The following is a 19,754-nucleotide window of genomic DNA, read 5'->3' as shown; positions in this document are numbered from 1 at the left end:
CCCGGTCGCGGTGACCGAGACGGGCGGCTCGGCGGTGTCGTCCGAACCGCTGCTCTCCGCCCCGGAGGAAGGTGCCTGCGCCTGCCCCGTGGGCGAGCCGGTGCCCTTGTCGCTGTCATCGGCGCCGCCGAACGCGTAGATCAGGCCGCCTGCGACCAGCGCGAGCACGACCGCTCCCGCCGCCGTCACGTACCCGATGCGCCGTCGCCGCCTCGTGGAGCCGTGACCGGACGCTGCGGCGTTCTCTGGCCCGATCACCACCGGCGAGGCGGGCATCGCGGAGACGACCGTGGGTACGGGCTCTGGTGCCGGGCCTGCCAGGACGGTGGGCGACTCGGTCGTGCCGGATGCCGAGGCGGCGTCCGGCGCGGGACGTGGTGGGGCGGGAGAAGCGGGGCCGCCGGGGGCGGTGAGGCCGGCAGGGCTGTCCGCGGCGGGCGGGGAGGCCGGGTCGACGGATGAGCGGGGCGCCGGGGTGGCCGTCTCGGCGGTGGCCGCGGGTGCGGGACCGGGAGGCGAGGGCCGCGCCTGGGCGTAGGGGGCACGGGGGTCTGCAGCGGCCGGGGGTATGGCGGCCGTGGCGGTGGGTGGGTCGGCCGGGGGTATGGCGGCCGTGGCCGTGGACAAGTCGGCCGCGGTCGTCGTCCCCGCTTCCGGTGCGGCGGGTTCGGCGGCTGTGTTCGCCGGCGCCCCGGAAGCCGCCGGTTCCTCTCCCTCCGCTGTGGGAACGTCGGCTGTGGCCGCCGTGTCCCTGGCAACCGTGGTGTCCGTGGCGTTCTCAGGGACGGGCGAGGGCGCGGGGACGGTCGGGGCCCCGGCCGTGGCCGTTGGCGCGGCGGTGGGCGCGGTCTCCCCGAGCGGGGACTCGGCGGTGGGCAGCTCTTCGGTGGCCGCCGCGGGCAGCGGGGCGGACGGCGTGGCCGTGTCGGCGCCCGAGGTGCCGTCGGCACCGGCCAGGCGCAGCTCCCGCTCGGCCTCGACGGCCGGCATCCGCTCGTCGGGGTCCTTGCGCATCAGGCCTTCGATGACGGACACGAGGGGTCCGGCCCGATGCGGCGGGGGCAACTCGTCGTCGACTATGGCGCGCAGAGTGCTCAGCGGGCTGGTCCGGCGGAAGGGCGAACGGCCCTGGACGGCCGTGTAGAGCAACGCTCCGAGGGACCACAGGTCCGACGCGGGGCCCGGGTTCCGGCCCAGTGCCCGCTCCGGCGCCAGGTACTCGGGAGAGCCGACGAGCTCACCGGTCATCGTCAGCGCGGAATCCCCCTCCACGGTGGCGATGCCGAAGTCGGTGAGCACCACCCTGCCGTCGTCCGCGAGCAGGACGTTGGCGGGTTTCACGTCGCGGTGCAGCACTCCGGCGCCATGCGCCGCGCGCAGCGCGGCCAGCACCTCGCCGCCTATCCGGGCGGCCTCCCGCGGCGCGAGGGCACCCTGGGAGCCGATCAGGTCGGCCAGCGAACGACCGCGGACGAGTTCCATGACGATCCAGGGCCGGCCGTCGTCGGTGGCGACGTCGTGGACGGTCACCACACCGCGCGCACTGATGCGCGCCGCCGCCCAGGCCTCCCGCTCCAAGCGGGTGTACATCCGCTCGACCTGCGCCAGGGCCTGTCCGACGGGAGCGCGTACCTCCTTGACGGCGACCTCGCGGTGCAGCACCTCGTCGCGGGCACGCCACACGGTGCCCATACCGCCCTCGCCGAGAACGGACAGCAAGCGGTAGCGACCGGCGACGAGCCGTTCGGCACCCGCGTCGGGCGACGCCGTGTTCTGTTCTGGCATGACGGCCGTTACTCCTTGTCCTTGGCGAACGGCCGAGGAGTGGCGACGCACCACGCCGCTGACCGAGAGGGACACAGCCCCTCCACATTATGATCAAACGCCTGATGTTCGTGAAGTGCGGACCAGGGCGAACGCTCGAATTACCGCTCGCTGTAGGGAAGTTGTGACGTCGCGGTGGTCATGCCGTCGACTTGTTCCAGAGGCCCTCGGCAGGTTCGGGCGGGCAGACAGCCGGGCGGGTGGGCGGCAGCGATGCGCCGAGCCCTAGACGTCCCCGTACGCCTCTCCGCCCAGTTCGAAGCCGGCGGTCCCGGCCGTGACGTCGGCCAGCCACCCCCGGAAGGCCTCGACCTCGGCGTCCGGCAGCCCGATCTCGATGGTGACGGCCTCTCCGTAGCGCACGTCGCGCACCTCGCGGCCGGTCGACCGCAGGTCGTTCTCCACCTTGCCCGCCCGCTGGTGGTCGACCGTCACCGTCGCCAGACGAAAACGTTTACGTGTGATCGTGCCGAGGGTGTCCAGCGCCTCGCCCACCGCGCCGCCGTAGGCCCGGATGAGCCCGCCCGCGCCGAGTTTGACGCCCCCGTAGTAACGGGTGACGACCGCGACGACGTACCGCATGTCTCGCCGCAGCAGCATCTGGAGCATCGGGACACCCGCCGTGCCACCGGGTTCCCCGTCGTCGCTCGCCTTCTGGACGGAGGCGTCGGCGCCGATGACGTACGCGAAGCAGTTGTGGCTCGCGTCGGCGTGCTCCTTGCGGACGGCGGCGAGGAAGGCCTGGGCCTCCTGTTCGGTGGCCGCCGGCGCCAGTGCGCAGAGGAAGCGTGAGCGGTTGATCTCGGTCTCGTGCACGCCTGCGCGGGCCACCGTGCGGTACTCGTCCTGCATCGGGCCAGCGTATGCGCTGCACGCGCGCGTGCGGCCGTCCGGTCCGTAGCGACCGGCCCTCCCCCGCGGACGGCTCTCCTCGCGGGCGGGATCAGCTCCCCTTGGCCTGGGGTCCCGGCTTCTGGCCCCGCGGCACGATCATGTCGGTGAGCAGTGCCGTGCCGGGGCCGAGGGAGCCCCAGTCGTCGCCGTGCCAGACGAGGACCGCGATCGCCGATGTGGGGAACTTCGTCCGTACGTCGTCCAGCGCGTCGTCGAGACCGTCGCCGGCCAGGGTGAGCACCAGCTCCTCCAGACCGGGGTTGTGCCCGACCAGCAGCAACGTCTTGGTGTGCGCGGACACTTCGCGCACCGTTTCGAGCAGCTCGGGCACGTCGGCCCCGTACAGCCGCGGGTCGTGGCGTACGGGAGGCGGCGTGCCCCACTGTCCGGCGGTCAGCTCCCAGGTCTGCCGGGCGCGTACGGCGGTGGAGCAGAGCGCCAGGTCGGGCAGGCAGTCGATGTCGGCCAGCGCGCGTCCGGCGGCCGGGGCGTCGCGGCGCCCGCGCGGGGCGAGCGGCCGCTCGTGGTCGCCGACGTCGTCCGGCCAGGCCGACTTGGCGTGCCGCAGGACGACCAGGCGGCGCAGCGGACCCGCTCCGGCGCGCGCGATCACGACGGGGTCCCGCGGCCGATGTCACGGGTGAGTTCGATCCCGAGGAGCCGGTCCGCGTAGGCGTACGTCTCGAAGCGGGCGCCGTCCGGGACGGTCCCCGACGTCTCCACCTTGCGCAGCACGGCGAGTACGGCGGGCACGTCCAGGTCGTCCTCCCAGGCGGCGCGCAGCTGTTGGCGTACGGGATCGGGGATGGGGCCGGACGGCCGGGTCGCCCAGGTGGCGACGGCGCCCCGCCAGCGCCGCAGGGTGTCCTCGGCGTCGGTGAGGGCCCCCTCGTCGAGCAGGAGGGGTTCGCGGCGGGGGCACGAGAGCAGGGCGAGGCGGAGGGCCGAGGCGCGCTCGTCGTCGTCCGCCACACCGCTCCCGGCGTCGGCCGGGGCGACCTCGACCCGCAGACCGTTCGCCGCCTCGTCGTGCCCGGCCCTGTCGTTCCTGGCCTCGTCGTGCCCGGCCGCACCGTCCGTCGTCCCGGTTTCGGGAACGCACACACGCAGTACCTGGGCCTCGCCGAGACCCGATCCGCTGTCGCGCTCGTCCTCGAACGGCCGGATGCCGAGCGCCGTGGCCCGGGCCCGGAGTTCCTCGCGCCCCTCGGTGCCGGTCAGCACGGTCCAGACGGGCGTCCCGCTGATCTCCAGGGCGCGTACGAGGACGTCGGCGACCAGGAGCACGCGCAGGCCTGTGATGTCGGGGCGCGGCACATGGGCCTCGACGCGGGTCAGGCCCCGGCGGGCGGGGGTGGCGTCGGTGGGCTCGCCGGTTCGGGCGTCGGTGATACGCAGCACGGGGTGAGCGTAGGCGCGTGCGGGGTCCTGCGGAGGGAGGCGGACATCATTTCCGGACACGTGTTCGCGAATCACCGGCGCGAACAGCACGATTCACCGCTGCCTCCCTCACGATCCACCGGCGCGGCCATCGTGGTTCACCGGTGCGCCGGTCAGCCCACGGTCCCCAGGAAGCGCACGTGCGGCCGGTCGTCGGGGCCGTCCCGTGTGACGGCGGCCCGGACCCCGTACACCTCGGCGATGAGCCCTTCCGTGAGGATGTCGCCCGGGCTGCCGCAGGCCACGACGTGTCCCTCGCGCAGGACCACGAGCTGATCGCAGTACATCGCCGCGAGGTTGAGGTCGTGCAGGGCGACGACGCTGGTGACCGGGAGCGAGGTGACGAGGGTCAGCAGGTCGAGCTGGTGCTGGATGTCCAGGTGGTTGGTCGGTTCGTCGAGGAGCAGTTCGCGGGGTTCCTGGGCGAGTGCGCGGGCGATCTGCACGCGCTGACGCTCCCCGCCGGAGAGGGTGTGCCAGGACTGGCGGGCGAGGCCGGTCAGACCGGTGCGGTCCAGCGCGTCACGTACAGCCCGCTCGTCCTCCTCGGACGCGGGGGTCCAGGCGCGGCGATGAGGTGTGCGGCCGAGCCGTACGACGTCCAGGACGCTCAACTCGACCTGGGTGTCGGCCTGTTGCTCGACCACGGCGACCCGGCGGGCGATGTCGCGGCGGCCCAGTTCGGCGAGGGGGCTGCCGTCGAGGGTGACGACACCTGAGGCCGGAGCGAGGACGCCGGCGAGCAGACGCAGGAGGGTGGACTTGCCGGAGCCGTTCGGGCCCAGAAGTCCGACGGTGGTGCCGGGGGCCGGGGTGATGCTGACGCCGTCGAGGATCACCCGGCCGTCGGCGGTGCGCGAGACGCGGTCGGCGCTGAGACCCTCTCCTCGTGCCGCCCGCGTATGCCCGGTCCCCCGCACCGCCTGCGCGCGCTCGGTTCCCGGTGCCGCCGGCGCGTGGTCGGTTCCCGCTGTCGCGCGCGGGTGCCCGGCGCTCTTGATGTCCTCCGCCGTCATCACGCCCTCCGCGTCCGGTACAGCACCAGCACGAACACCGGTACGCCGATCAGCGAGGTCACCACGCCCACCGGTACCTCCTGGGGATCGAGGACGGTACGGGCCAGCGTGTCCACCCACACCAGGAACACCGCTCCGGCGAGGGCGGTGACCGGGAGCAGCCGGGCGTGCCCGGACCCCACCAACGCCCTTGCCGCATGCGGGAGTACGAGACCGACGAAGCCGATCGCACCCGCCGAACTGACGAGCGCGGCGGTCAGCAACGCCGTGGCACACAGCAGCACGAGCCGCGTACGGGCCACCGACACCCCGAGCGTCGCGGCGGCGTCCTGGCCGAAGGCGAACGCGTCGAGCGTCCTCGCGTACCCGAGGCACACCAGCAGTGTCACCGCGAGGACCGCGAAGCACACCCAGACGTCGGTCCAGCCGACCCCGCTCAGCGAACCGAGCAGCCAGAACAGCACCCCGCGGGTGGTCTCGGCGTCGGCGGCGGTCATCACGACGAAGGAGGTGAGCGCGGAGAAGAGCTGCATCGCGGCGACCCCGCTCAGCACCACCCGGTCCGTCGCCCCGCCCAGCGTGTGGCTGAGCAGCAGGACGAGCCCGAACGACAGCACCGCGCCGAGGAACGCGCCCGCGGAGACCGAGACCAGGCCCCCGCCGACCCCCAGGACGACCACGATCACGGCGCCGGTCGAGGCGCCCGAGGACACCCCGAGGACGAACGGGTCGGCGAGCGGGTTGCGCAGCAGGGACTGCATCACGGCGCCGCACACGGCGAGTCCAGCCCCGCACACGGCCGCCAGGAGGGTACGCGGCAGCCGCAGCTCCCAGACGATCCCCTCCCGGATCGGGGTCAACTCCGAGCTGCCCCAGCCGAGATGGGACGCGACCACGGACCAGACGTCGCCGACCCGGATGTCCGCGGGACCGATGGTGATCGCGACGGCGACGGACAGGAGGAGCAGGGCGACGCCCGCGGCGATGAGCAGTCCCAGGCGCGGCCGTGTCACCCGGCGAGCCCGAACTCCCGCAGGGCGGCGGCGACTTGCTCGACGCCCTCGATCGTGCGGATGGTCGGGTTCATCGCCTGCCCGCTGAGCAGGACGTAGCGCTTCTTCTTGACGGCGGTCATGTTCTTGGTGACCGGGTCGGACTCCAGGAACTCGATCTTCTTCTTCGCGGACTCGGCGGTCTGCGACTTGCGCGTGAGGTCGCCGATGACGAGCACGTCGGGGTCGCGGTCGGCGACGGTCTCCCAGTTGATCTGGGGCCACTCCTCGTGCGTGTCGTCGAAGACGTTCTTCGCGCCGAGGGTCCGGGTGATGACACCGGGCGCGCCGCAACAGCCCGCCATGTAGGGCGAGTCGGAGTTGGCGAACCAGTACAGGAGAGTGACATCGGATGCGTCGATCCCCGAAGTGGCCTTCTTCGTGCGCTGCTTGAGGTCGGCGACGAGTCGCTCGCCGCGCTTCTCGACGCCGAACACCTCGGCCAGGTCGCGCACTTCGCCGTAGATGGCGTCGATACCGAGGGCCTTCTTCCGCGCTCCGTCGCCGCCCGAGGCGTTGTCCTTGCCGACGCAGTCGGAGGGCGAGACGTAGGTGGGCACGCCGAGCTTCTCGAACTGCTCCCGGGTGGCCACTCCGCCCTTGCCGAGCGTCGACACGAACGAGGCGGCGACGAAGTCGGGGTCGGCGTCCAGGACCCGTTCGAAGGAGGGGTTGTTGTCGGCGATCCGCTTCACCTTCGCGTTCGCCTTCTCCAGGCCCTTCATCACCGGGTCGGTCCAGGTGGCGGTGCCGGCCATGCGGTCGGCGAGGCCGAGCGAGAGCATGATCTCGGTGGTGCCCTGGTTGAGGGAGACGGCCCGCCGGGGCGGGGACTCGACGCGTACGGTCTGTCCGCAGTTGTCGAGGGTGACGGCGGCCCCGGAGTCCGTGTCGGACGACGAGTCCCCCGAGTCTCCCGAACCGCAGCCGGTCAGCAGGAGGGCCCCGGACAGGGCGAGGGCAGCGGGACGGGCAAGACGTGCGACGGGCACGGGAGTTCCTCAGGCGTCGAGGGCTCGAACGCGGAGCCCGGTCGTACGGTGCTCCCCCGTCGGCGCGTGACCGCGGAGGCCGCCAGCAGGTCTTCGGACTCGGGGTCACCCGGACGAGGCGCCTTCCCGGACCGTCGTTCCGGTCCAGTGGCCGATGCCCCGCCCGTCACCCTCACCGCTGCGCGTCAGCTCCGGATTCCCACCGGATTCCCTGACCCACGTACATGGGTTCGACTGGCCTTGGCAAGCTATCACGGCGGGTGTCGCGGCCCGGTGGGCGGACCTGCGGACCTGCGGGCCCACTGGCGGGCGGACCTGCGCTCGGACCCGTGGGCAGACCGGCAGTACGGGGCCCCATCGGCCGTCCCGCCTGTTCCGGCGGTGTTCACGGCTGCGCCACACCCCTGCCCACGCCCCGGCCCCCGCGGCCTGAATGAGTGGTTCCGCTCAGTCAGTCTCTCGGAGGCACGGAGGGCCGCCCCATGACCGGGACCGAAACGGCGGGGACCGCATCCGCTCCCCCGCCCTCGTCCACACCCACGTCCCCGCCACCGTCCCCACCCCCGTCCGCATCCTCGATCAACCGTCGTCACTTTCTGCTCGCGTCCGGTGCCGTCGCGTCCGGTGCCGTCGCCGCGGGAGCCACCGGAGGAGTGGCGGCCGTCTTCCCGCGGCAGCGCCCGGCCCCCTCCGTGCAGCCCGCCGCCGGGAGGGCCGCCCCACACCCGCCACTCGCCATCCGACGGCCGCCGCGCCGCGCGGCCCCGTACGCGGCGACCACCCTGGAGACGACGGCCCGCCTCGGCGGCCGCGCGCACGCCGACACCTACCGACGGCTCGTATCGGGCCCCGGCTGGCCCATGGTCGTACGCGGAGAACTCGCGCCTGCCGCCACCGGCCGCCAGGACCGGCGCACACCGCTCGCGTGCTTCGTGCAGTTCACCGACCTGCACCTCACCGACGTGCAGAACCCGCTGCGCACCGAGTTCCTGCGGTCGCGCGGGCCCGCCGCGTGGCGGGCCCAGGAGGCGCTGACGGTGGCGGGGGCGGTCGCGCTCGTGGAGCAGGTGAACGCGCTCGGCCAGGGCCCGCACACCGGCCTCGCGCCCGGGTTCGTGATGACGACGGGCGACAACGTCGACAACAACTCCGCGGTCGAACTGGAGTGGTTCCTCACGCTGATGAGCGGCGGCCGGATCACTCCCAACACCGGGGATCCGTCGGTGTACGAGGGCGTCCAGAACTCCGGCCTGCCGCTCTTCTGGCACCCGGACGACGCGGCCCTGCGCGACCTGGACAAGCGGCGCGGGCTGCCCCGCATCCCCGGCTTCCTCGACGCGGCGATCCGGCCCGTGACCAGCCCGGGGCTCGGCATCCCCTGGTACTCCACGGTCGGCAACCACGACGACATACCCGGCGGCTGTCTGTCGCCCGCGCTGGGCGACTTCGCCGTCGGCTCCCGCAAACTGCTGTCGGTCCCGGCCACGGACGCGGCCGCCTACGCGAAGGCGCTGAACTCCGGCGACGACCCCAAGAGCGAGGTGCTCTCGGCGATCCTGAAGAGGCACGCGGCCTCGGCACGGACGGTGACGGCCGACGAACGGCGCCGGCTGTGCACCCCGCACGAGTACCTGGCCGCGCATCTCGACCCGGCCCACGCCGGAGCGGGCCCGGTCGGCCACGGCTACACGGAGAACAACCTGGACGGCGACCGGATGTACTACTCGTTCCGGGTGGCCGAGAACGTCATCGGCATCAGCATCGACACGACATACCGCAGCGGCCACTACGAGGGCTCGCTGGGCACGGACCAACTCCGCTGGCTGGAGCGGACGCTGGCCGCGCACAGCTCCCGGTCCTACGACGCCGACGGCCGCCTCGTACGCAACGCCGGGGCCGACGACGCCCACGTCCTGGTCTTCAGCCACCACCACAGTCCGAGCATGACCCGCCGCCCCGACGCCGCCCGCACCGACGAGCCGCGGCACGACGGTGCGGAGGTACTCGCCCTGCTCCAGCGGTTCCCGAACGTGGTGGCCTGGATCAACGGCCACAGCCACGTCAACCGGATCACGCCCCACGCGCACGCCACGCCCGCCCGGTCCTTCTGGGAGGTCAACACCGCCTCCCACCTGGACTATCCGCACCACGCCCGGGTGATCGAGCTCGCCGACAACGGGGACGGCACGGTGTCCCTGTTCACCACCCTCGTCGAGTCCGCCGCCCCGCACCGCACCGACCCGGACTTCGCCGACCTGTCCGCGGTGGGCCTGGCCTCCTTGTACCGGGAGCTGTCGTACAACGCCCCCGACCTCGCCACGGGCATGACGGCCGGCGTCCACGAGGGCTGGGCCGGCGGTCCCGGCGACCGCAACGTGGAACTGCTGGTGGCCGCCCCGGCATCACGCTGAGGCGCCGCGAACCCTGTGGTGGGGGAATCACCGCGCCGCGCTCACTGTTGTCGCGCCCAGCAGCCCTCGTACGCATCCCGCGTACACACCCCAAGGAGGCCGACCGTGTACGGCGACCCGGCAACGATCCGCAAGATCCTCAGCGAGACCGGCGACACCTGGGCGATCGTCGGCCTGTCGTCGAACGAGCGGCGTGCCGCGTACGGCGTGGCGGACGTCCTCCAGCGCTACGGCAAGCGCGTGGTCCCGGTCCACCCGAAGGCCGAGACGGTCCACGGTGAGAAGGGGTACGCCTCGCTGGAGGACATCCCGTTCGACGTCGACGTCGTCGACGTGTTCGTCAACAGCGACCTCGCGGGCGCGGTGGCCGACGAGGCGGTCGCCATCGGTGCCAAGGCCGTCTGGTACCAGCTGGGCGTCATCGACGAGGCCGCCTACGACCGCACCCGCGCGGCCGGCCTCGACATGGTCATGGACCACTGCCCGGCGATCGAGATCCCGCGCCTGGGCTGACGCGACCGACCACCCCCCTTGCACGGTGGGTGTGGGATGTGAACCGCCAGTGAAACAGGGGCAGTTGGGCCGGTTATTGGTCTAGGCCAAACCGTCCTGCCCCAGTATCCTCATCCGTGGCCAGCGGCACACAGTCCCCCACCCAGGTTGCGTGCTGGCTCGGGCGACACCCACACAACCCTGCCCCAGGCAGCCGGGTGACTTCCCCATTCCCCGCCTTCTGGAGGGTCACGGTGAAAGTTCGCACCCGAAGCTCGGCGCTCGTCGGCACCATCTGCCTCGTCGCATCCCTCGCCCTGACCACGGCGTCCGCCGACGAGCCGACCGCCCCACATCAGGCGGCGAAGGTCGCGCTCAAGGAAGTGGCCACAGCCCAGAACCCGATCGCCGGCGCCGCCGGGCCCGGTGGCACGGTCTGGATAGCCGAACGCGCGGGCACGGTACGGGTCCTGGGCGACAAGGGGCTCAGCGAGCCCGTCCTCGACATATCCGGCGACACCACCACCGACGGCGAACGCGGCCTGCTGGGCATCGCGTTCGACAAGGGGTTCGCGCACTTCTACATCTCGTACACGAACCTCGAAGGCACCAGCACCGTGGACGAGTTCGCCGTGCGGCACGGCAAGATCCGGCCGAACACCCGGCGCACCGTCCTCACCCAGACGCAGCCCTACTCGAACCACAACGGCGGTGACATCAGGTTCGGCCCCGACGGCTACCTCTACATCGCGCTCGGCGACGGCGGTTCGGGCGGCGACCCGCACGGCAACGGACAGAACCTCGACACGCTGCTCGGCAAGATGCTGCGGATCGACCCGCGGGGCGGCAGGCCGTACGCGATCCCGCGGGACAACCCCTTCGTGAACGATCCGAACGCGAGGGACGAGATCTGGGCGTACGGGCTGCGCAACCCGTGGCGGTTCTCCTTCGACGCGCGCACCGGCGACCTGCTGATCGGCGACGTCGGCCAGAGCGACTGGGAGGAGATCGACTGGGCCCCGGCGAGGAGCAGGGGCGGCGAGAACTACGGCTGGTCCCAGATGGAGGGCACGCATCCCTTCCGGGGCGGAACGGAACCCGCGAACCACGTGCCGCCGGTCCACGAGTACGACCGCACCGGTCTTGGCTGCTCGGTGACCGGCGGATACGTCTACCGCGGCAAGGCGATCCCGGATCTCAGGGGGCAGTACGTGTTCAGCGACTACTGCGACGGCACCCTGCGCACGCTGCGGATGAAGAACGGCGAGGTGACCGGCGAGAGCGACCTCGGAGTCAACGGCGGGGAGGTCATCTCGTTCGTGCAGGGCGGCGACGGCGAACTGTACGTGCTCGCCATCGGCGGCAGCGTCTCCCGCATCGACCCGGCGTGACCACTACTCGCTGAAGCGGACCTGCGAGGAAGAACCGGCCGACGATCGAGATCCCGCGCCGGGGCCGCGGAGCCGGCGCACGCTCACCGGTTGCGCGGCGCCGGCGCCCCCTGCCCGTACACGCGCCGCCCCGCGTCGGAGGGCGCCTCGAACAGGGAGCCGGACTGTTCGGCCCGGCCCGCCTGCTGCATGGGTGCACGCCGGCCGGCGACGGGTCGCCTCCAGTCGCCGTCCCCGAGGACCAGCATCGGGTCGAACATCACCACCACTCCCGCGAGCAGCAGGAAGAGGACCGGGCCGAGGAGCATCGGGAGCAGGAGCGAGTAGGCGGAGCCGCCCGCGCCGGGCGAGCCGGTCGCGCCGTGGAGGTGCACGCTGACGGCCGCCATACCCGTGTAGTGCATGCCGGAGACGGCGACACCCATGACGAGGCTGGCTCCCAGGCTGGTCATGAAGCCGCGGATCGCGACCGCGGCCCAGAGCGCGGCGGTCGCGGCGACGATGGCGATCACCACGGAGAGGGCCACCGTGCGGACGTCGTACTGCAGGCTGCCGTTGACACGGATGGCCGCCATGCCTATGTAGTGCATGGCCGCGACCCCGAGGCCCGTGAAGGTGCCCGCCATGAGGAGGGTCGACGTGCTCGCGCCGCGGTAGCCGACGGCGAAGACGCCCAGACCGACGACGACAATCGCCACGGCGAGACTGAGAATCGTCAGGCCGACGTCATAGCGAATTCGGCTTTCCTCCACCTGGAATCCGATCATGGCGATGAAATGCATCGTCCATATTCCGCAGCCGATCGATGCCGCCCCCAGCGCCAGCCAGCCCGGTTTCCACGACTGGTCGTTGCGCAGTGACCGGGTGATACAGCGCAGCCCAAGGGCTGCTCCCAGGCACGCCATGACGTAGGCCGCCAGCGGTGTGACCATTCCATAGCTGAATCCGTCGACAGTTCCTTGCATATGCCAACATCCCCCCGAAAAACAAGTGTCGCGGGGGACAGATGTACGCGTCGTGACAGGCGGGGGCAAGCTTTTTCGATCGATTCGCAGTGAACTGCATGCCACACTCATCAATTCCGGCCACTGATGGGCTTTATTCAGCCAGAGGCATTCATTCTGGTGGCGCGATCTCGTCGTTCCGGCGGTGCGGTCTCAACCTTCCGGCCGCACGGCTTCACCGGCCCGGCCGTGCGACCTCACCGCTCCTTCCGCGACACCACCGTGAACTGCGCGCCGTCGGGGTCCCGCAGCACCGCCTCCTGCGAGGACGCGCCCTCCTGGACCGTGCCTCCATGGGCCGTTGCCGCGCTCACGCACGCGTCCACGTCGTCCACCGCGAAGTGGACCTGCCAGTGCGGCCGGACCGTGGGATCGGGGGCCGCCTCGACCGCACCGGAGTGGATACGGGCCACCACGTCGCCGTCGCTGCGCAGCACGACCTCGTCGCCGTCGTAGTGGACCTCGACGCAGCCGGGCTCCGAGGTCGCCCACTCCAGGACCTCCCCGTAGAACATCGCGGCGTCGAAGGCGTCGCGCGTGTGCAGCCGCAGAAAGGCCGGGGCCGCCCGGCGCCAGGTCTCCCAGCCGGCGACGAGCTGACCCTCCCAGATACCGAAGACGGCTCCGTCGCGGTCGGCCAGCAGGGCGGCCCGGCCCGGCGGGAAGCCGATGGGCCCGACCGCGGTGGTACCGCCGCGCTCCTGCCCCCGGGCGACGGCCTCGTCCGCGCTGTCCACGGCGAAGTACGGGGTCCAGGCGACGGCCATCTGCCACATGGAGGCCACGGCGGCGATGCCCGCGACGGGCACCCCTTCCGCGTACGCGATCCGGAACCGGTCCATCAGCCTGGCCTCCCGGAAGCGCCAGCCGAGCACCGCCCGGTAGAAGTCCTCCGCGGCCTGCTGGTCGCGCGCCGTCAGGCTGACCCAGCACGGGGCACCGACCACGGCATGGCTGGACATGACGTCGCTTCGGAGTGTTGCGTCGCGGTTCATGGCAGTACCGTCCTGAATCGGGCCGACCGGCGTGCGCGGACATCCGACAGCGTCGGCAGCACCCTCGGGGCCGTGGTTCCGTCACCTCCAGCATCACCCGCATCGGCGTCCCGCGCCCGGAGGCGGTTTCCGGCTCACGCCCCGAGTACCCGCGGGCCCGGCCCGAAACAGGACGCCTCAGTCGTGCGCCGGCCGGTCGCTGAGCCGGTGGTCGGCCAGGTTCAGCGCCTCGTCCACGACCCGGCGCAGGTGGCCGTCGCGCAGGGAGTAGATCACCCGGCGGCCCTCCTTGCGCGTGTTGACGAGACCCGCGAGCCGCAGCCGCGCCAGATGCTGGCTCACGGCAGGCCGGGCCGCGCCGCAGCGCTCCGTGAGCGTCGTGACGTCGGCCTCGTCCTCGGCCAGGGCATGCAGCAGGACGAGCCGGGTGCGGTCCCCCAGGAGGGCGAGCACCTCCGCGGCGAGGGCGAACTGCTCCTCGCCCGGCGTGCGCGGATGCTCATCGTTCGCAGGTGATAGGTGCATGCGTGCGCTCATACGCACATAATGGCTCCGTGGACGTCGTCGAGTCCACCGAGCACACCGGAAACCGGAGAGGGGATTCATGTGAGCGCCGGGCACCACGGGCACAGCCACCAGGACGAACACGGGCACGGGCACCACGGGCACCGGCAGGACCGCGGCGCCCCCGACCACGAGCACGGCGCCGGGCACCCGCCCCTCGCCCGCCACGACCCCCGCCAAGGCCTCCGTCACCGCCTGACCCACCGCGTCGCCCACCTCCTCAAGCCCCACTCCCACGCGTCCACCGACAAGGTCGACCCGGCCCTCGAGTCCTCGGCCCGAGGCATCCGCACCCTCTGGATCTCGCTGGCCGTCCTCGGCGTGACCGCGGTGGCCCAGGCGGCGGTCGTCGCGGTCTCCGGTTCGGTCGCGCTGCTCGGCGACACCGTGCACAACGCGGCGGACGCGCTCACCGCCGTACCGCTCGGCATCGCCTTCGTGCTGGGCAGGAGGGCGGCGACGCGCCGGTTCACGTACGGCTACGGCCGGGCGGAGGACCTGGCGGGACTCGCGATCGTGCTGACCATCGCCGCGTCCGCGGTCTTCGCGGGCTGGACGGCCATCGACCGGCTGTTCTCGCCGCGACCGGTCGAGCACATCCCGATCGTGGCCGCCGCGGCCGTCATCGGCTTCGCGGGCAACGAGTGGGTGGCCCGCTACCGCATCCGCGTCGGCCGCGAGATCGGCTCGGCCGCACTCGTCGCGGACGGACTGCACGCGCGCACCGACGGATTCACCTCGCTCGCCGTGCTCCTCGGCGCGGGTGGTACGGCGCTCGGCTGGCAACTAGCCGACCCGGTGGTCGGATTGGCGATCACGGCCGCCCTGCTGCTGGTGCTGCGCGACGCCGCACGCGAGGTCTTCCGCCGGGTCATGGACGCGATCGACCCGGAGCTGGTCGACACGGCCGAGCGGGCACTGCGCGAGGTGCCGGGCGTGCAGGCCGTCGGCGAGCTGCGGCTGCGCTGGATCGGTCACCGGCTGCGCGCCGAGGTGGCGGTGGTCGTCGACGGCGAGGCGAGCGTACGGCAGGCACACGGCATCGCGGTCGAGGCCGAGCACGCCCTGCTGCACGCCGTCCCGGGGCTCACCGCGGCCCTGGTCCACGCGGATCCGTCACCGGTGCCGGGTGAGACGGACCCGCACCTGGCGCTGGCCCACCACACGGCCGCCTGACGGAAACGGAAAGGGAAACAGAAAGGGTCAGGCGACCCCGAGTCCCTCCAGCACCACGGCGTTCGGCAGCTCCGCGAACGCCTTGCCCGGAACGAGCAGCTTCCCCCGCCGACGACCGCTGCCGACCAGCACGTACGGGAGGTCGACCACGGCCGAGTCGACCAACACCGGCCAGTCGGCGGGGAGTCCGATCGGCGTGATGCCGCCGTACTCCATGCCCGTCTCGCCGGTCGCCGTGTCCATCGAGGCGAACGAGGCCTTGCGCGCGCCCAGTTGGCGGCGCACAGCGCCGTTCACGTCGACGCGGGTGGTCGAGAGCACGACGCACGCGGCGAGCGTGGTCTCCCCGCCGCGCTTGCCCGCCACGACCACGCAGTTGGCCGACCGGTCGAGGAGGTCCTTGCCGTAGTGCTCGACGAAGGTGGCGGTGTCGGCCCACTCCGGCTCGGTGTCGACGTACACGATCTGGTCGGCGGGGACGCTGCCGCGCCACTGGCGTACGGCGTCGGCGACCGGGCGGGTCAGTGTGTCGAGGCGGTCGGGAGCGGGGGTGGCGTCGTCGAACTGTCCGATGGGTGCGCGCATGACGGCACGCTAACAGCCGTGCGCGCGGCGCCGGACGAGGGTCTCAGTGCACGCCCGGGACCGACACCGCCATGACCATCTCCAGCGGTACGTCGCCCGAATTGGCGTACGTGTGAGGGGTGTTGGCCTCGAAGGAGACGCTCGCGCCCACGGGGACGCGGTACTCCGCGCCATCGACGGTGAGCGTCAGTTCGCCCTTCGTGACGTGGAGCAGCTCGACCGTGCCCGCAGGGTGCGGGTCGGAGGGGCTCCCCTCGCCCGGCATCAGCAGCCAGTCCCACATCTCCAGCGGGCCGGGCGCCTCGGTGCCCGCGAGGAGCCGGTTGTAGCTGCCCGTGTCGGTGTGCCAGAGCCGCACGGCCTGGTCGGCCGGGACGATCCGGACCTTCGGCCCCTGCTCGTAGTCGAGCAGTGTGGTGATGCTGATGCCGAGCGCGTCACCGATCTTGACGACGGTGCCCAGGCTGGGGTTGGTGCGAGCCTGCTCGATCTGGATGAGCATGCCGCGGCTGACCCCGGCGCGGGCGGCGAGCGTGTCCAGGGTGAAGCCGCGCTCGGTGCGCCAGCGCTTGACGTTGCGCGCCAGGGACTGGGTCAGGAGGTCGAGGTCCGACACTTTCCGTCCAATGTTCTCGTGGTTCTCATGAGGCCCGGCTCTCACGAAGCTCGGCCCCACGAGGCTTGAGGGTTGTTCAATATTCTGGATGACAGAGTTCAATGAACTGAACTACGGTGTGGTGCACCGAATCGTCCATCGAACTGTACTGCGAGGCATCCGATGACAGCCCTGTTCGCCCTGGCCACAAGCCTCCTGTGGGGACTGGCCGACTTCGGCGGCGGGCTGCTGGCACGACGTACGCCCGCGCTGACGGTCGTGGTCGTCTCGCAGTCGATCGCCGCCGTCGTGCTCGGCGCGATCGTCCTCGTCACCGGCGCCTGGAGCGAGGCGGGCCCGCGGCTGTGGTTCGCGGTGGCGGCCGGCCTCGTCGGGCCAGTCGGGATGCTGGCCTTCTACAAGGCTCTCGCCCTCGGCCCGATGGGCGTCGTCTCGCCCCTCGCCTCGCTCAGCATCGCCGTCCCCGTGGCGGTGGGCCTCGTTCTCGGCGAGCGCCCGGGCCTGGTGCAGTTCGCGGGCATCGCGGTCGCCGTCGTGGGGGTCGTCCTCGCGGGCGGACCGCACTTCAGGGGCGCCCCCGTGCAGCGGCAGGCCGTGCTGCTCACCCTGGTCGCGGCGTTCGGGTTCGGTGCGGTGATGGCCCTGATCGCCGAGGCGTCGTCCACGCTCACCGGCCTCTTCCTCGCCCTGTTCGTGCAGCGCGTCACGAACGTCGTCACGGGAGGCACGGCCCTGTACGTCGCCGTCCGGCGCGGCAGCGTGGCTCCCCCGAGGATCGCATGGGAGTCGGTTCCGGCCCTGGCGTTCGTCGGACTCGCGGACGTGGCCGCCAACGGCACGTACTCACTGGCCGCCCAGCGCGGCCCGGTCACCGTGGCCGCCGTCCTCGCCTCGCTCTGCCCGGTCGTGACGGCCCTCGCCGCGCGCGGTTTCCTGAGCGAGCGGCTGCGCGGGATCCAGGCGGCGGGGGCGGGCCTGGCGCTGGTGGGCACGGTACTGCTCGCCACGGGTTGAACCACCACAGCTCGCCACGGGCTGAGCGACCCCCGCGCCTCGGCCCCGAAGGGTCCCCGGCCCGTCAGGACTCCGCGCGTACGTCCCCGTGGGCGTCCTCGACGGCCCGCAAGCCGGCGATGCTCTCCGCGTCCAGCTCCGCCAGCGCGAGCAGCTGCTCCGGTGTGACCCCGTCGGGAATCGGCACCGGCGCGGGTGTGCGCAGCGGCGGCTGCCAGCCGTCGGCGGCGGTCCAGCGGCGTACGACCCTGGCCGGCGCCCCGGCCACCACCGCGTGGTCGGGCACGACTCCGCGTACGACCGCGCCGGCCGCCACCACGACGTTCCGCCCGATCCGCGCGCCCGGCAGGATGACCGCGCCGGTGCCGATCCAGCAGCCCGGGCCGATCTCCACCGGCTCCATCCGCGGCCACTGCTTGCCGATGGGCTCGTGGGGGTCGTCGTAGGAGTGGTTGGTGGACGTCACGTACACGTACGGCCCGAAGTAGCAGTCGCTGCCGATCGTGACCGTCGTGTCGGCGATGACGTGGCTGCCGCGGCCGAGGACGACACCGTCGCCGAGGCGGAGGATGGGGTCCGGGCCGAGGTCGAGGTCGGGCATCAGCCCGGCGGTCAGAGTGACCTGTTCGGCGATGATGCAGTGGTCGCCGAGATGGATCCACGGCTCACCGAAGACGGTGCCCTGCGGGAAGGCCAGCCTGGTACCTGTTCCCATCGCCCCGAAGCGCAGTCGTCCGGGCCGCTCGGCGGTCACCGCACCCGTGCGCTGCACCCAGGACCAGCCCGCGTGGACGGCGCGCTGGACGAGCCGGCGCCGCCGGGATGAGAACGTGTTCTTGCGCTTGGGCACCCGCTCACCGTACTCAGCGTGACGTCCGGCCATGAGCCCGAGCACCTGTGATCTTCGCCCCACCGTGGCGTGGCCGTATCCCTTACGGTGCCGGTACCAACGAGAACGAGGAGACGGCGATGACGCACGAGGCGCTGATCGCGGGCGTGGGCGGCAAGGATCCGAAGGTGGATCAGGAGGCGTTCGTCGCCCCGATGTCCGTGGTGCTCGGCGAGGTGACGCTGCATCCGGGCGCGAGCGTCTGGTACGGGGCGGTGCTGCGGGCCGAGTGCGGGCCCATTGTCATCGGCGCGGACAGCAACGTGCAGGACAACTGCACGCTGCATGTCGACCCCGGGTTCCCCGTCACCGTCGGGGAGCGGGTGTCGATCGGGCACAACGCCGTGGTGCACGGTGCCACCGTCGAGGACGACTGTCTGGTCGGGATGGGCGCGACCATCCTCAACGGGGCGGTGATCGGGGCGGGTTCGCTGGTCGCCGCGCAGGCCCTTGTCCCGCAGGGGATGCGGGTGCCGCCGGGATCTCTTGTCGCGGGAGTGCCCGCCAAGGTCAGGCGGGAACTCACCGACGAGGAGCGGGAGGGGATCTCGCTGAACGGGACGTTGTACGTGGCGCTGGCTCGGGAACACCGGGCTGCACACGGGGGCTGATGTGCGTCGCGGGCCGCGGGCCGGCCGCGGCTGGTCGCGCGGTTCCCCGCGCCCCCAAAAACGGGGCTGCGCCCCGTTACAGGGCGCAGCCTCTCAGTCGGTCGCCGGGACCGGGTCGGCCGTCGACCGCTCGGCCTCTCGCTCCGCCGAGACCTTCTTCGCCTTGCGCTTGAGGACCAGCATCGAGGTGAGGCCGATGAGGAGGGCCAGGACCAGGCCGAGCCAGGAGAAGCGCTTGAGCCAGGACTCGGCGACGATGCCGACGTAGTAGATGACCGCGGTGGTGCCGCCGGCCCAGAGGATGCCGCCGAGGACGTTGGCGGTCAGGAACTTCCAGTACGGCATGCGCAGCACACCCGCGAGCGGGCCCGCGAAGATCCGCAGCAGGGCGACGAAGCGGCCGAAGAACACGGCCCACATGCCCCACTTCTCGAAGGACTTCTCGGCGGTGGCGATATGGCCCTCGCTGAAGTGCCGCGGGAACTTCGCACCGAGCCAGGCCAGCAGTGGGCGTCCGCCCTTGCGGCCGATGGCGTAGCCGATGGAGTCACCGATGATCGCTCCGGCGACGGCGCAGGCGCCGAGGACGACGGGGTTGATGTCACCGTGCTGGGAGGCGAGCAGCGCCGCGGAGACGAGGATGATCTCGCCCGGCAGTGGAATGCCCAGGCTCTCCAGGCCGATGACCAGGCCCACCAGCGCGTAGATGCTGACCGCGGGCACTGTCTCTAGCCACTCCTGGACGTGCAACGCCGGTTCCTCCCGATTCACCGCGAGCCGGGCCTGGC

19 protein-coding genes, 1 pseudogene and 1 riboswitch are annotated in these 19,754 nt (G+C 72.1%); of the genes and pseudogenes, 6 read left to right on the top strand and 14 right to left on the bottom strand.

Annotated elements, in window-relative coordinates:
* Positions 1-902 precede the first annotated feature (902 nt).
* From ACH4YP_RS21610 to ACH4YP_RS21580, 7 genes and pseudogenes are all read right to left on the bottom strand, one after another.
* Positions 903-1,785 (bottom strand): annotated as a pseudogene (locus tag ACH4YP_RS21610) (serine/threonine-protein kinase); the annotation flags it as partial.
* Between the two features lie 264 nt (positions 1,786-2,049).
* Positions 2,050-2,676, bottom strand: a complete 627-nt coding sequence (locus tag ACH4YP_RS21605; RefSeq protein WP_361054684.1) for a YigZ family protein — start codon at positions 2,674-2,676, stop codon at positions 2,050-2,052.
* A gap of 91 nt (positions 2,677-2,767) precedes the next feature.
* Complete coding sequence (locus tag ACH4YP_RS21600; RefSeq protein ID WP_361054681.1) at positions 2,768-3,331, bottom strand: histidine phosphatase family protein; 564 nt, start codon at positions 3,329-3,331, stop codon at positions 2,768-2,770.
* Entirely contained in the window at positions 3,328-4,119 is a 792-nt protein-coding gene (locus ACH4YP_RS21595) for a hypothetical protein (RefSeq protein ID WP_398491863.1), read from the bottom strand. Before ACH4YP_RS21595 ends, ACH4YP_RS21600 begins: the two co-directional genes overlap by 4 nt.
* 152 nt (positions 4,120-4,271) lie before the next feature.
* The gene (locus ACH4YP_RS21590) at positions 4,272-5,174 is read right to left on the bottom strand and encodes an ABC transporter ATP-binding protein (protein WP_361054675.1); all 903 of its coding nucleotides are present in this window, start codon (positions 5,172-5,174) and stop codon (positions 4,272-4,274) included.
* Complete coding sequence (locus tag ACH4YP_RS21585) at positions 5,174-6,187, bottom strand: FecCD family ABC transporter permease (protein ID WP_398491860.1); 1,014 nt, start codon at positions 6,185-6,187, stop codon at positions 5,174-5,176. The genes ACH4YP_RS21590 and ACH4YP_RS21585 overlap by 1 nt, the downstream gene beginning before the upstream one ends.
* A complete protein-coding gene (locus tag ACH4YP_RS21580) occupies positions 6,184-7,218 on the bottom strand; it encodes an ABC transporter substrate-binding protein (protein ID WP_398491858.1) in 1,035 nt (344 codons plus the stop codon). Before ACH4YP_RS21580 ends, ACH4YP_RS21585 begins: the two co-directional genes overlap by 4 nt.
* 66 nt (positions 7,219-7,284) lie before the next feature.
* A riboswitch (cobalamin riboswitch) is annotated at positions 7,285-7,472 on the bottom strand.
* Between the two features lie 228 nt (positions 7,473-7,700).
* On the opposite strand from ACH4YP_RS21580, the gene ACH4YP_RS21575 reads away from it, so the two are divergent.
* The 3 genes from ACH4YP_RS21575 (at position 7,701) to ACH4YP_RS21565 (ending at position 11,512) form a co-directional block, all read left to right on the top strand.
* Positions 7,701-9,629: a TIGR03767 family metallophosphoesterase gene (locus ACH4YP_RS21575; RefSeq protein ID WP_398491856.1), complete on the top strand. Its 1,929-nt coding sequence runs from the start codon at positions 7,701-7,703 to the stop codon at positions 9,627-9,629.
* A gap of 105 nt (positions 9,630-9,734) precedes the next feature.
* Positions 9,735-10,142 carry a CoA-binding protein gene (locus tag ACH4YP_RS21570; RefSeq protein WP_398491854.1) on the top strand — a complete coding sequence of 136 codons (408 nt, stop codon included), beginning with the start codon at positions 9,735-9,737 and terminating at the stop codon, positions 10,140-10,142.
* Between the two features lie 233 nt (positions 10,143-10,375).
* On the top strand, positions 10,376-11,512 hold the full coding sequence (locus ACH4YP_RS21565; protein ID WP_398491852.1) for a PQQ-dependent sugar dehydrogenase: 1,137 nt from the start codon (positions 10,376-10,378) through the stop codon (positions 11,510-11,512).
* An 83-nt stretch (positions 11,513-11,595) separates the two neighbouring features.
* Here the strand turns inward: ACH4YP_RS21565 and ACH4YP_RS21560 are convergent, their stop codons facing one another.
* The 3 genes from ACH4YP_RS21560 to ACH4YP_RS21550 all read right to left on the bottom strand — a co-directional run bounded on the left by ACH4YP_RS21560 (position 11,596) and on the right by ACH4YP_RS21550 (position 14,048).
* Positions 11,596-12,477 carry an MHYT domain-containing protein gene (locus tag ACH4YP_RS21560; RefSeq protein WP_398491850.1) on the bottom strand — a complete coding sequence of 294 codons (882 nt, stop codon included), beginning with the start codon at positions 12,475-12,477 and terminating at the stop codon, positions 11,596-11,598.
* A 236-nt stretch (positions 12,478-12,713) separates the two neighbouring features.
* A complete protein-coding gene (locus ACH4YP_RS21555) occupies positions 12,714-13,511 on the bottom strand; it encodes a VOC family protein (RefSeq protein WP_398491849.1) in 798 nt (265 codons plus the stop codon).
* A 177-nt stretch (positions 13,512-13,688) separates the two neighbouring features.
* Entirely contained in the window at positions 13,689-14,048 is a 360-nt protein-coding gene (locus tag ACH4YP_RS21550) for a metalloregulator ArsR/SmtB family transcription factor (protein WP_326731151.1), read from the bottom strand.
* Between the two features lie 69 nt (positions 14,049-14,117).
* Here ACH4YP_RS21550 and ACH4YP_RS21545 point away from each other — a divergent pair, with 69 nt between their 5' ends.
* Positions 14,118-15,251 (top strand): cation diffusion facilitator family transporter, encoded by a 1,134-nt coding sequence (locus ACH4YP_RS21545; protein WP_361054655.1) that lies wholly within the window; start codon positions 14,118-14,120, stop codon positions 15,249-15,251.
* A gap of 27 nt (positions 15,252-15,278) precedes the next feature.
* Here the strand turns inward: ACH4YP_RS21545 and ACH4YP_RS21540 are convergent, their stop codons facing one another.
* Positions 15,279-15,836 (bottom strand): YbaK/EbsC family protein, encoded by a 558-nt coding sequence (locus ACH4YP_RS21540; RefSeq protein ID WP_361054652.1) that lies wholly within the window; start codon positions 15,834-15,836, stop codon positions 15,279-15,281.
* A 43-nt stretch (positions 15,837-15,879) separates the two neighbouring features.
* Positions 15,880-16,452: an XRE family transcriptional regulator gene (locus ACH4YP_RS21535; protein ID WP_361054649.1), complete on the bottom strand. Its 573-nt coding sequence runs from the start codon at positions 16,450-16,452 to the stop codon at positions 15,880-15,882.
* 162 nt (positions 16,453-16,614) lie between these two features.
* Here ACH4YP_RS21535 and ACH4YP_RS21530 point away from each other — a divergent pair, with 162 nt between their 5' ends.
* A complete protein-coding gene (locus ACH4YP_RS21530) occupies positions 16,615-17,466 on the top strand; it encodes an EamA family transporter (protein ID WP_398491847.1) in 852 nt (283 codons plus the stop codon).
* Positions 17,467-17,530: 64 nt separating this feature from the next.
* Here ACH4YP_RS21530 and ACH4YP_RS21525 read toward each other — a convergent pair whose 3' ends face one another.
* Positions 17,531-18,349, bottom strand: a complete 819-nt coding sequence (locus tag ACH4YP_RS21525; RefSeq protein ID WP_361054642.1) for an acyltransferase — start codon at positions 18,347-18,349, stop codon at positions 17,531-17,533.
* Positions 18,350-18,435: 86 nt separating this feature from the next.
* On the opposite strand from ACH4YP_RS21525, the gene ACH4YP_RS21520 reads away from it, so the two are divergent.
* Positions 18,436-18,966, top strand: a complete 531-nt coding sequence (locus ACH4YP_RS21520; RefSeq protein ID WP_361054640.1) for a gamma carbonic anhydrase family protein — start codon at positions 18,436-18,438, stop codon at positions 18,964-18,966.
* A 93-nt stretch (positions 18,967-19,059) separates the two neighbouring features.
* Here the strand turns inward: ACH4YP_RS21520 and ACH4YP_RS21515 are convergent, their stop codons facing one another.
* Complete coding sequence (locus ACH4YP_RS21515) at positions 19,060-19,716, bottom strand: DedA family protein (RefSeq protein WP_361054637.1); 657 nt, start codon at positions 19,714-19,716, stop codon at positions 19,060-19,062.
* Between the last annotated feature and the right edge of the window lie 38 nt (positions 19,717-19,754).

It is taken from the genome of Streptomyces sp. NPDC020747 (genome assembly GCF_044334695.1).
In the GTDB taxonomy this organism is placed as follows: domain Bacteria; phylum Actinomycetota; class Actinomycetes; order Streptomycetales; family Streptomycetaceae; genus Streptomyces.
This window is presented reverse-complemented; position numbering and strand designations above follow the sequence as displayed.